Raw genomic sequence first — 12346 nt, forward strand, 5'->3', positions numbered from 1 at the left:
GGCGAACGGCGCCAATCATTCAGGGTCTGTCATGACTGCTGACGGCGCCCGGTGACGCCCCTCTGCATTCCCAATTTCGAGGAGCCGCGGCATGGCTTGCGCGGCGACTGATATTAACGGCAAATAGCTGTCTGAGGAAAGGTTCATCGAGTTGTGGATTTCAGCGGCTTTATGCTACCGGGGGCGCCGCGAGGCGACTTTCGCTGCGACTTCGTACGGATCTTGCGATGAGCTTACCTCTTACGCCCTGCCGACGACCATCATGAACAGCATCCTCCTTGTCGTGCCAGAGCAGATCCAGCAGACGGCCACGGTCGAGCGCTGGGGTATGGCCAATTGGTCGGCGGCCTTTGCCGCCGTTCTGGAAAAGCGCGGCTGGCTGAGCATCGACGTCAGATCGCTGGCGGAGCTGAAGGGCGTTGCCGACGTTTCGAGATACGACTTGGTGATCGTCGCCTGGCACGGCGACGGCGGCCCGACCGAGGAACAGGCGCGGTGGCTCCAAGCTGCCGGACGGCCGGTCCTGATCGAAGGTCCGGCCAATCCGGAGCTCTTGAACCGGTTCGGCGTCCCGGCGGCTGGAGACGCCGTTCGGCTTCCGGGCAGTCCCGCGCTCGACCTGATCGATGCCGATATCCGAAGCGAGCTCGGGCGGCGGAGCCCGGCCCTGCTCGGACCCGATCCGAAGCAGCTCGTGCTCGAAGACAAGGCCGTCGTGATGCGGGAGATGGAGTTCGACTTCATCGGCGCCCGGCACAAGGCGATGCAGGCCTCCGATCCCGCCGAAGCCGCCGCTTCCATGCTGATCAGCATCCTGCAGGTGTTCAAGAGACGGTTCGAGCGACATGGCCATCTGTTTGAAGACATCGCGCTCGATCTCAGCATGGCGCACAGCCTGCAGCTGATCCAGGCCAAGCTTGGGGACGGGCGCCATGCCGATCTGGCGCGAGCCTTCATCACAAGAGCAGTTCAGGCGGCGCTTGCGCGCCTCGCGGCCCGGTCGCTGACCGCAGCAGAGCGGACACGACTGGAGCCGCTGCGGGCCCGCCTCGAGGGCGACGATCCCGTGCTGCCTGAGGATGAGCAGGCAAAGCTGAAGGCGGAACGGCTGGTGAGCGCGGTTGAGCGCAGTCCGGACCTCTCGCACGATGATCGGCTTGCGCAGGTCTTTCCCAGGATCAACATCCCCAATCTTCTGCTCGCCGTGGCAAACATGCCCGTGGGCAGCGAGGCGGCCAGGAACTCCGTCTTTCTCGATTTGCGCGACCGCTTCTACAGCCCGCAGGCTGGCGGCTTCAGGGCCGGCGGGATCCGGGACGGCAAGTTTTTCGTCGAGGACGGCATCGTCTCGCACCCCCATGTCGCACAGGCCCTCGCGCGCATCAGCGGCCCGATCGAGATGCCGCATTTCGGGACCCTGTCCCGGACCGGATTCACGCCGCGACAACGGGACGTTTGGGATCGCGCGCCCCTGCTGCATCAAAGGCTGGATGCCGGCGGCTGGGACGTGGTCGCCGCGTTCGCGGCAAGCGCGGAGCCGGCCGTGCTGCAGCGAGGCCACTGCACCTTGACCAGCTTTCCTCTGCTGTCGTGGATCACGCATTATCACACGATGGGCCCGCTTCCGGAAGCTTACGACGTTGCATCGTCAGCGGGCTTCATGGGCGCGGAAGAGCTTCTGGTGCTTTGCCTGGAGCGGCTCATGCGACAATCGCCGCGGCCGGTGCCGCGCTTGGCGCCATGGCCGTGGGGCTTCGACTACGCGCTCAACATCAGGCATGATGTCGACCGCATTCCGGACCCGGCGGCCTTCGAGCGTCTGATGCAGTTTCACCGGGACCAGGCTTTGGGCGTCACCTGGTGCTGGCTGCCGTGGCGGCTCGATCGGGATAAGATGTTGGCGCAGCACGCGGCGGGCCACGAAGTCGCGCTCCACTCGGTTCGCTCGCTCGAAAAGGCCGAAGAGTGTCGAGCCATTGCTCGGGAAACCGGCGTTGAAGTTGTTGGCGAGGCATACCACGGCACGGCCGCCGACTATTGGCTGGGCGCTCCCTCGGTCGCGGCCTCAATCCGGGCGAACTTGTCGTATTCCGAGTTCGCGCCGAACATGTTCCTGTTTCCCTATGCCGCATATCCGTGGCTCGAAGCCGACGGAAGCGTCACCCTGCGGCGAGGATGTATGGGCATCACGCAAAGCGGCACGACTGACAACCTCTCCGCGACCGGCGACCGGAAGGGCGGGTTGATCAGCAAGCTGGCTTACATGAAGGAATGGGCGAGCCGCGGCTTGGCCGTCGTCCTGCTGAATCATCCCGACATAAACTTCGACCGGCTGCAGATGACAGTCGGAGAGCTTCCAGCGAAGGGTCGCCTGAACTGGACGGGGCGGCAGATTGCCGATTGGCGGCGGCGAACGCACCAGCTCGGCCAGCTCACCTGGAAATGGGAGGGCGATGCCCTGGTGCTGACCGCGGTCGAGGACGTCGTCGATCTGGCGCTGATCTTGCCCGCGACCGGCCGGCAGATCGAAGTCGACGGCAAGCTCGCGTCCGATGCGATGCTGGACCACGGCAGGGAGGGGGAGATCCGACTGCGGCTGTCCCTCAAAGCACAGACGCCGGCGCGAGTCCGCTGGCGTGATACCGACGTCGCACCCGGAAGATCGCAGCAAGGCCTCTGCACAGTGTGGGCCGCGCTTCCTGATCGCTAGTCGATCGAAAGCGGGATCACCATGGCGCCCAGACGCGCGGCACGGTCGATATTCGCCGGCGCGCGGCAGGCGATCTTGACCGATTTCCCGAGCTCGGCGAGCGTCTTCGCGAAGCGCATCGTCCGATTGTTCCGGGTAAGATCGTTCACCCCGATGAAGCAAACGGTGCGGAAGTCCTTGAACAGAGCTTCGATGTCCTGCCGCTTCTCGGCCCAGGTCAGCGCATCATTCGCGATCTCAGCGCTGCCGCGCATCTCGGCGCTGCGGTCGCTCATTTCGCTGAACGCCGCCGACCAACCTGCCGGGCTGAGGTCGGTGACGACGGTCCCGATCCGATAGGTGTTGATGATCTTGGCGATATCCGGAATCTGCGGCGCACAGAGCGGCAGGCCCGAGGCGACGTAGTCGAACACCCGGTTGGGCAAGGAGACGTAGTTATTCAGGATTGCCGGGTCGCGGATGATGACGCCGAAATCCGCACTGGCTGTAAACGCGGACAGATCGCCATAGGGAATCGGCTGCAGGAAGTGGACGCGCGGTTCCAACCCGAGGGCCGCAACCGCTTCGCGCAGGCACTGTTCGTAGGATGCCGGAGCGAACGTGCCCACGAAGACGAGATGAACATTGGACGGCAGTCGCGACAAGCCTTCGATGACGGACTCGCAACCGGAAGCGACCGTCCCAACGGAAACTGCAATCTTCTGCTTGTCGTCCAGGTTCAATTGCTCTCGAAGCCGATTTGACCTCGGGACCGCATGCCAGTCGCGAAAGTTCTCGATGACGACCACGTCGCTGCAATACTGGTGCAGCTGGTCCCCGAGCGTATGTCCGACGGTGATGATCGCTTTCGCATCGCGTAGCAATTCCGCGAATGCCGAATCCAGCAAAGTCAGCACTTCGGGCGCCCAGGCGACCGGCACAGCACGATGCCTGAAGGACGGAATCTCGATCATGTCCGGAAGCATCTGACCGCCATAGACACGCCGCAGCTCCGCCGCTGCGAGCAGCGGCTGGACGCCGTGCGGAACGTAGGCGTCCGCCTGCAACATGGTGGACTTGCGAACGGCATCTCGCGCCAGGTTGACCGTCATCCGGACCGGATTCAACAGGGCCGCCGGATTCTTGACACTGTCTTCAGGCCGAATGGCTGCCGGTTTCGCGGCCGCCTTTTTCTCTCTCCTCAGGATTGATTTGAAATTCCACGGCATGTTCACGCCCATCCCCGCTCAGTCACTCGACCGTTGCTTCGAGTACTCCATTTCTGCCGCTCGGATCGACGCGGTGCATCTGATGGCCAACTTCTCCCGATGCCGGCACGAGATTCACGACGAAGCGTCGATAGTGCAGGCCGACGCGCGTCGTGCGACCTTCGATCTCGCAGAATGTTGCCGGAAGACGGCCTTCTTCCTTCAACCCCGCGATCGAGATGACGACACTCTCGGCCGGGCAACGAGGCCGCAATTCGACGCCCGTTGCTCCCAAACGCGCGCCGACGTGCTCCCGGCAATGGGTGGCGCGCCACCATTCCGCAACCTGCCGGCAGTTCCAATCCAGCCGCCCCTCGGCCGGAAGCTCCTCGTCGACGATCTCCATGAGGCGGTCGAGAAAGGCGTCCGGGTGGTTGAGCACCATGATATGGCCGGAATTGCGCACCATGCATTTCAGGCGCGGGCTGTTCCAGCCGGTATGTTCCGGGGAAGGCCGCGGCCGGTCCACGCTGAGATCGTGCGACATGCAGATGATGTCGTAAAACCGCAAGCAGCCCTGGTCGTCCACCCAGGACCAGCGGTGCGGGAAATCGTAAAGACAGCTGTTGCTTTCGCTGTAGAGCAGGCCGCTCTCGTGGCTGGTCTCCACGTTGGGATGGCCGAGCCAGTAATCGCCGCCCCCGCCACCATGCTGACACTCGCCGTAGATGCCGGATTGGATGGAAAGGGTCGCCGCGAGGCGCTTCAGCTCGGAGGACTTGTCGTCCACCTTCATGGAATGCAGCGCGATCTCATGACCTGCGCGTTCTTGCAGGTGGATCTGATCGGGATCCAGACGATTGAAGATCCAGAACCAAGTGACCCCGAGGCCGCGGCTCTTCTCGAACGCCATGAGCGACGCAAGATGCTCGGTCGTCGGCAGCCGGTCCACGTCGTGGCGGATCGTCAGGCAATACTGCTTGCCCGCGGGCCAAGGTTCGACCCGCAGCAGCGGCGCCGCCGTCGCCGCCGCCAGCCGCTCGAGCGCCAGGAAGAAGACGGGCTCCAGCAAGATGGCGGTGGACGAGTCGCAGTCGGTGAACGGCGCCGCGAGCGGCTCGAAGTGATGGTAGGAGACAATGGTCGCGAGGATCGGGAAGGAGTAGGCGATGACGTTCGCGCGGTGGCACCCGCCGACATATCGTTGCGCGTCGCCGGCCGCTGAGCTTTCGGCCTCCAGGCCGAGAAGGACGTCGGTCCGCTCGCGAACAGATTTCACCCGCTGGATCTCAAGTCCGAGGCGCGACCACTTGGCCAGCCGGGCGTCGCCGTAGCGCAGCGCGAAACTCTCGCCGAGTGGTGGCGCCTCGGCGGGACTGGCGAGCGCCGACATGAAGGCGAGGCCGATCAGGGGATGGGTCGTTGCTGAGGAGCCTGCCGGCGCGGAATGGCCAGACCGCGTGAGCGTGGACCGGAGACGGCCGGTCTCGGGGTCCAGCGCGTCGCGGACAATCTCCAGGAGCATCTCGTCCGCGGCTTCGCGCGCGCCGGAAATGCGGGATGCCCAGGACGAGATGGCGATGTCGAGCACCATGCTCGATTTGGGCGACAATCCCCAATGTCGCGGATCCAAAGCACTGCCCCGGGAAAGCCCGGCGGACTGAGCCCCTGGGATGCCGGCCTCCTGTTCCAGCAGCGCCAGGCCGAGACGCTCGGCTTTCGTGAGGTTTCGCGAGCCGAGGTCCGGTGTATCGCGACCGGGCGACAACGGCAGGCCGACTTGGCCGGCGAGTTTGGCGACCGCGGCCGACAGTCGATGCGTGTCGTCATGGCGCTTGCGCCCGAAGATGAGCGGGTGAGGCGCTTGATCCACCCGCACGCGAAGGGCGGCAACGAAGTCCACAAGCGCGGCCCGATCCGGCTCGGAGAGTTGGCCGCCCTTTTTAAGGAAGAGCAGAAGGTTCGCCGCGGCAAACAGGCAATCCTCGAGGTTGGCGCTGAATTGGTCCTTCATCAGCCGATTGATTACGGTCAGGCGCATCAATCGCGCGATGCGGCGTGCCCAATCCTGGAGACCCATGCGCTCCGGATCGAAATCGTAGTCCCAGCGGTTGAGCCGGCTTTGCCGCGTCTTGACATTCTTCTCCGCGAGCGTCGCGTTGCTCGCCGGACGGACGCGCAGAAACCCCTCGGTGATCTCGGCGGCGATCTCGGGGTCCGGGAAGGTCATTACCGGCCGGTCGAGACTCCCTTCCTCTATCACCTCGAATCCAGCGAAAGCGCGTAGGGCCGTCGGAACGGGGCCTTCAAGAATGACGGCGCCCGCGAAGCCCGAAAGGCCGGTCACCATGGCCGCAGTCCAGAAGCGCTCGGGCATCCAGCTGACGATCGCGAGCTCGTAGCCCGCGAGGCGATCGGCATCTTCCAGGATATGGTGATCGGCTTCATCGAAAGCGACGAAGCCGTGTTTCTCCAGTATCTGTCCGAAGCCCGCGGACCAGTGCGGCACGCCCTCGACGCGATAAACCTCGCGCTGGACTTCCGGCGCGGGACGCACGAACAGCATGCTCTGTCTAGACCCGCCCATCGTCAACCAATCGAGCCTTCTATCCGGGTCAGTTCTTGCGGACCGCGGCCATGACCAGCGAGCGCGCCGCCTGCTCCCACGGCACGACTTCGCCGGAGAACATGGAATAACAGGTCGGCTCGCCGGCATTTTGCCGCAGCAAGCTGCGCAGCTCGTCGGCCGGAAACATCTTCATGTAATCGACGCTCTCCGGCTTGCCCCCTTCTCGGACATTCTCGTGGACCAGTAGCACGCCGCCTGGGCACAGCATGTCCATGCAGGCTTTCAGCGTGGCGGGAACCGCGCTCCGGTCCGCATAGAGCATGCTGCCGAAGAACGAGATCACGTCGTAGTGCTGGGATCGCGGCAGTTGCGGCACCTGCTCGATCGAAACGGTGCGGAAGGCGAGGCGGCTGGCGAGTCCGGTGCGTTCAGCCAGCCACGGACCGACGATCTCGGCCTTCTTCCGGTCGTAGTCGATCACCTCATAGGTGTCGCCATTGGCCGCCATCTCGGCGGCGAAGAAGCCGTAACCGCCGCCGACGTCCAGTCCGCGATGCCGCCCGCCGAGCCCATGAGAGCGCAGGATGCAGCTCGAGATGTGACTCTTCTGATTGGCGCCGAATATCGAATATTTGTAGGTGCTCTCCGCAGCCTTCAGGCTTCCTTCACTCGGTCCGAGAATCTCCGCGAGCTTTGCGGCGAAGGCCTGGAAGCCGTTGTGAAAGCTGGCGTAGATCGAGCGGAGCGATTCGAGATCCTCGGCCAATCCCGGACCGCCCTCGAACGAGGTCCACGACCCTTTGCGCTTCTCCCGCAGGCTTGGCAGCGACTTCGCGAATTGCTGCAGGCTGAACTCGGTTCGAAAGGGGTCGGACGATTTCTGGCGCCGCGACTCGAACCAGAGTCGCCCGCCCGGTGCATCCTTCAGCAGGTGGCCGAGCCACGCAGCTGTGAAATCGTTGCTGTAAAGAATGGGGAATTCCGAAAGGACGACGATATCGGTCGTTCCGGGCTGGGTATCCGCGTAAAGATGCCGATAGCCGGGCGCTGGCTTCAGGATGCCCGCCATGGCATGGCGGATTGTGACATCGCCTTCATCAACGCGACCGGCGCAGGCTGACACGCGATCGACAACACCCCGGTAATCCAGCCGCTGATGCCCAATTATCTCGACGCGACTCAAAATTGCCTCTTCACATTCGCCGTGGCGTCCGTCCGTCCGGACGCCGACCGGGGCGAAACTTAGCGTTCACCCCTTTGAATTTCAACGCAAAGGACAGGTTACTTGCTGCTTGCGCCACGAATGGCTGCCGGAATCGAACTGCCGGTGGGGGCGGTCTGCGCGGTTTGCCCACGCCAGTCCCGGTAGAAGTAGGGCAGCAGCTGGGGACAGCCGGCATTCGCCTCCGCAATCTCGGCGTCGGCGTAGTTGACTGGCTGCTCGGCTCGTCCGGGATCGACCGGCGCGCCGAAGAACTCGGTGACGGCATCGGCGCGCTCATCGACCACGGCGCTGAAATCGATCGTCGAGTTCCGGTAAGGATCGCTGAAATCGAGGTCCGCATTGGGACGCCCGCTCAGTGCCAGGACGTCCTGCACCACGGCTGGCGATCTCATCACCAGATCCTCGAAACGAACGAACAGAAGCCTGTCTGCGATCAATCGGTCGCGGATCGCGAGCGGGCTTGAGTAGTACGATCTGATCAAGGCGTAGATTTCTGCATTCGTCGCCGACGCATAAGCGTGATCGCGGCCCGCCGCCGCCGCCTTCTGCCCCCAGCTGCGCATGGATCGCATTACGGCAACCGGATGCCGCACCATGCAGATGACCTGCGCGTCCGGAAGCAGGGCGAGTATGTCGCCGACAAATTTCGACAGGATTGGTGCCTTCAAGACGGCAAACTCGCCGCCGTTCTGCGTCCTGATCTCGGAAACGATTCCGTTGATGCAGTTGCTGAAGTGCCGCCGCACGCCGGCGGGTCCGCCGAAGAAGGCCCGGTCGTTGCGTTCGTCAAGCAATAGGCATTTGCGGTAGGTCTCCAGGATCGGGACAAGGAATGACGCCTCCGGGATCATCTTCATGGCGCCCGGAAGATTCGTGAGAAGCGCCGTCATCAATGTCGTGCCGGATCGAGGAGCGCCGACAACGATGAGAGGATTCGCGCGCCGCGCATTCTTTCGTGTCTTCCACGAAATCTGGAGCAGTTCCGCGATATTCGCCAGAGCTTGTGTTTCGGCACCCATGTTTCGCGATTGTACTCCCATAGCGGGACCTGAAGCTGCGTTTACCCCGTTCCCAAGGTCGTATAGTATAGCCTTCTCCAAGTCACTCCACATCCGCGTCAGGGTGCTGCCGGTGCGATGATGGTCGGCGGATCGTACGGTGATACGCCGTCGATGATCGTCCATGATCCGCGACCGAACCTGGCGGAGGCAAACAGCCGCTGCAGCCCCATCTCGATTGCCGCGTGACGACCCGAGACGAAGGGAAGCGCGAGGAGATGCCCGCCGACCCAAGGCAGGAAGGGGCTTCGGCGGAATGTTGCGTAGATCTCCACGCGATGGGACGGCCTGAGACTCGGTGACCGCGCGTGAAATCCGGACGTGTCTGCGACGACCAGCGTGTTCGCGGGAACGGACATGCAGACTGGGGCCGCCAGGCCGAGCGCGGCGCGGTCGCTGTCGGAGATCCGGAAAGAACCCTCGGCATGCATCCGGTCGCGCGAGACTCGCGCCGTCAGGCTCTGTTCGCGTTCCCATTCAAGCCGCGCCGCGTTCAGGCGATGCGATCCGGGAATATAGGCGAGCGGCCCGCCATCCTCGGCCACGTCGTCGAGAAACAGCCAGGCCTTGGCGGTGGGATGGAAGGTATCGGAGTGGAACTGCGTCTGCGGATCGTCGCCGTTCGGCCCCGCGGCGGCCATCACCGACTGGATCTGGTAGGTCGGCTCGCCGGCATAGGAACCTGCGTAGTGAATGAGGCCGCGGATGGAAGGGTCTTCCACCACGGCGCGCGCGGCCGGCCAGGTCATCAGCAGGTTCCGGTCGAGACCGATCCGTCGGGTGACCGTGCCGCCTTGTCGCATCTCACGGGCGACAACCTTCAGATCTTCGGCTTGGCGCCGCAAGGCGCGAAACAGCCCTTCCTCCAGTGCGTGCCGCCGCACCACAAAACCCTGTTCATCGAAGGCTTGCCGCTCGGCGGTGCTGAGCAGGCGCGCAAGTCCGCGTCGGCGATGCGCAGCCATCCGGTCAGCGGTCCGGCGGCGAAACGCGTGGAGGCCCATCTGGTTGAGGCGTCGACTGCCCATGACCGGGTTGTCGCGGAAGGATTTCGCGCCGGTAACCAGCTGCGCAAGCCAAAGCGGCGTGCTGACGATGTCGGTAATCGTGGCTCTCAACGCCGATCTCCGGTCCGAACCCGTGCCGAGGGCCGGGCAAATCCCCCTGCCACGGGTTGCCGTGTCTGATATACGCTGCGCCGGAGCATGCCGGCAGTGGAGACCATATGAGTGATCAGTTGCAACATACGCTGGCGCGCGAAGTGAGGTTGCAGGGTATCACGCTGCATGGCGGTCGCAACACCGCCATGACGCTGGTGCCGAGTCCGCCCGACAGCGGCATCGTCTTCCGACGGGGTGCCATCGCCGTCGCCGCCCATTGGCGCAACGCCGTGGCGTCGCCGCTTTGCAGCACATTGCGCATGCCCGACGGAACTGTCGTTCGCACCGTTGAGCACTTGTTGGCCGCTTTCGTCACGGCGGGAATCGACAACGCCGAAGTCATCCTCGATGGCGACGAGGTCCCGATCTGCGACGGCAGCGCGGCACCGTTGCTGGCGCTCATCGATCAGGCGGGCGCGGTGGAGCAGGAGCGGCCGCGGCGCCGGCTGCGGGTGCTGAAGCCGTTCTCGTTCAAGCGAGACGGATCGGCCTTCCGGATCGGACCGGCGGCGCAGGCCACCCTGGCGTTGACCGTTTCGTTCCCCAATTTCGGCCGCCTGCGCTGGGAAGGTCCGCTGAGCCCTGAGGTGCTGCGCGATCAGGTGGTGTCGGCGCGCACCTTCGGCTTTCTGCCGGAAGCCCTGGTGGGATGCACCTTCGGCCGCTTCCGCAGCCCGCCGCTCTTGCGCGGCGGATCGTTGCGAACCGCGCTGGTCATGGTTGGTAGACATCCGATCAATCCGAGCGATATGCCGGCCTCGGACGAACTGGTGCGCCACCGCGTTCTCGACGCGGTAGGCGACCTTGCCCTGGCGGGTGCACCGTTGCTGGGCGCGATCGCCATCTACGGCACTCGGCACACCTTCATCCGCGCCGCGCTGGAGGCTCTGTTCGCAGCACCCGGCACCCTGGCAAGCAAGTAGGGCGTTCCACTAGGATCGCCACTGACGCCTAGTCCACGCTGATCCACATGCTCACCAGCAGCAACGTGAACCAGGAGCAGTTTCGAAAGCGGAGCTGAGAATCCCTCGGCAACCAGGCCTTCACGGCATGCCAGGGAGCCGGAAGGTCCGCTCTCGGACCAGATCACAAGCCAGGTGGCAGCCTTAACTTTCAGATTTCTAGCCAGGTTTTCACCGTGCTGGCAGATACGGGGTAACGCCCGACTCCTGTTGGGGAGGCCAAATAGCTTTTTCCGCCACTTATCAAGTTATATCAATGAATTAAATAGGGTGGTGACCCGTCAGATCGACAAATCGATCGATCGACCGCAGCAGATGGCTGGCCGGAATGTGTCCTTCAAGGCTGAACTCGTAGAACAAGCTATCTTGCGCTACCCGCCGCTCACCCATCATCGCCCGATCCCCAGCTACAATCCTCAGGCTACGGAATCATGAGCACGTGGCCGCGACTAGGAGTTTTTCAACACAATCGGCGCAAAGCAGACAACCAAGAGCAGGTTCACGAAGTCAACCTTGGTGCGCGAGATAGCTGCGAACCCGATACCACCAAGCGCCGAGATGAACAACGGCAATGCTGCGGGGATCGGCGTTACGGCCGTTGTCACATTGGCGATGTCGAACGTGCCAAACGACATATTCACGGTGTCAGACACAGTGAAATTGCCGGCGCAAACATAGCTGCTCGCGCAGTCGATATTCTGAAGGGCCGCGAGCGAAGGGTTGATTGGTCCCGAAAATACCAGGTCCAAGGGGCCGTAATAATTTGAGTTTGTGGGAACGCCGGCGGTGAATGAGTAACCTCCGATAGTCGCCAGCGCATAGGTTAAAGGATAAGACCCGCCCCAGCTGACGTCGCTGCCATTGATCGTCAGAACCGCAGAGATCCCACCATATTGCTGGTCGAGCGTTCCCGGGATCGAAGTCTTGTTCTGACCTGCGTCGGTGTCGACGACCGTGACAATCTCGAACGCTTCACCTGTCAGATCGGCGCCCGCACCCAAACCGAAGAAGTTGAAATAATCGAATCCGGACGACATCGATCCAGTGACCTTCATGGTCACGGTGGCCGCTTGAGCGCAAGCTGGTGCGAGAGTCAACCCGACTGTCACGTTATATGTATTTGGGTCTACCGACACTTCGCCAGGGCTGGGAAATGGCCATTAGAAATTTAAGAAGCCTCCGGTCGCGGCGCCCTTTGGTTTTACAGAACGCAGCTAAACCCTTGATATTCTATGGTATGAAAAAGGGGCTGAATTTGTTAAACTGCGCTGAAATCAAAGCAAGTCCACGTAACTCTTAATCAGCGGGTCGTAGGTTCGAGTCCTACTGCGCCCACCATTCTCCGGGGTGTCCGGACCGGACACATAGGTAACAGGTCGTACTGGAGACATGGGTTACAACCCGGGGCCAAACGGGTTGTCTGTGGGTTGCAGGGTCTTTTGCTCCAGATCGATGAAGCCGAGATCGTAGCGCAT

The 12346-nt window shown here is 63.0% G+C and carries 8 protein-coding genes; 2 read left to right on the top strand and 6 right to left on the bottom strand.

Features of this window, described 5'->3' with window-relative positions; translation table 11 throughout:
• The first annotated feature begins 262 nt into the window (after positions 1 to 262).
• Complete coding sequence (locus tag ACH2CY_RS25640) at positions 263 to 2710, top strand: hypothetical protein (protein ID WP_395022700.1); 2448 nt, start codon at positions 263 to 265, stop codon at positions 2708 to 2710.
• Here the strand turns inward: ACH2CY_RS25640 and ACH2CY_RS25645 are convergent.
• From ACH2CY_RS25645 to ACH2CY_RS25665, 5 genes are all read right to left on the bottom strand, one after another.
• Positions 2707 to 3918: a glycosyltransferase gene (locus ACH2CY_RS25645; RefSeq protein ID WP_395022712.1), complete on the bottom strand. Its 1212-nt coding sequence runs from the start codon at positions 3916 to 3918 to the stop codon at positions 2707 to 2709. The two genes, ACH2CY_RS25640 and ACH2CY_RS25645, sit on opposite strands and share 4 nt — an antisense overlap.
• Before the next feature lie 22 nt (positions 3919 to 3940).
• Positions 3941 to 6463, bottom strand: a complete 2523-nt coding sequence (locus tag ACH2CY_RS25650) for a hypothetical protein (RefSeq protein ID WP_395022701.1) — start codon at positions 6461 to 6463, stop codon at positions 3941 to 3943.
• A 49-nt stretch (positions 6464 to 6512) separates the two neighbouring features.
• Positions 6513 to 7649, bottom strand: a complete 1137-nt coding sequence (locus ACH2CY_RS25655) for a class I SAM-dependent methyltransferase (protein ID WP_395022702.1) — start codon at positions 7647 to 7649, stop codon at positions 6513 to 6515.
• A gap of 98 nt (positions 7650 to 7747) precedes the next feature.
• The gene (locus ACH2CY_RS25660; RefSeq protein WP_395022703.1) at positions 7748 to 8710 is read right to left on the bottom strand and encodes a sulfotransferase family protein; all 963 of its coding nucleotides are present in this window, start codon (positions 8708 to 8710) and stop codon (positions 7748 to 7750) included.
• A 98-nt stretch (positions 8711 to 8808) separates the two neighbouring features.
• Positions 8809 to 9867, bottom strand: a complete 1059-nt coding sequence (locus ACH2CY_RS25665; RefSeq protein WP_395022704.1) for a phytanoyl-CoA dioxygenase family protein — start codon at positions 9865 to 9867, stop codon at positions 8809 to 8811.
• A gap of 107 nt (positions 9868 to 9974) precedes the next feature.
• Here ACH2CY_RS25665 and ACH2CY_RS25670 point away from each other — a divergent pair, with 107 nt between their 5' ends.
• Positions 9975 to 10832, top strand: coding sequence for a UDP-3-O-acyl-N-acetylglucosamine deacetylase (locus ACH2CY_RS25670; protein WP_395022705.1), 858 nt, complete (start codon positions 9975 to 9977; stop codon positions 10830 to 10832).
• Positions 10833 to 11320: 488 nt separating this feature from the next.
• Here ACH2CY_RS25670 and ACH2CY_RS25675 read toward each other — a convergent pair whose 3' ends face one another.
• Positions 11321 to 11932 carry a hypothetical protein gene (locus tag ACH2CY_RS25675; protein ID WP_395022707.1) on the bottom strand — a complete coding sequence of 204 codons (612 nt, stop codon included), beginning with the start codon at positions 11930 to 11932 and terminating at the stop codon, positions 11321 to 11323.
• Positions 11933 to 12346 lie beyond the last annotated feature (414 nt).

This window comes from Dongia sp. (assembly GCF_041905885.1).
Taxonomy (GTDB): domain Bacteria; phylum Pseudomonadota; class Alphaproteobacteria; order Dongiales; family Dongiaceae; genus Dongia.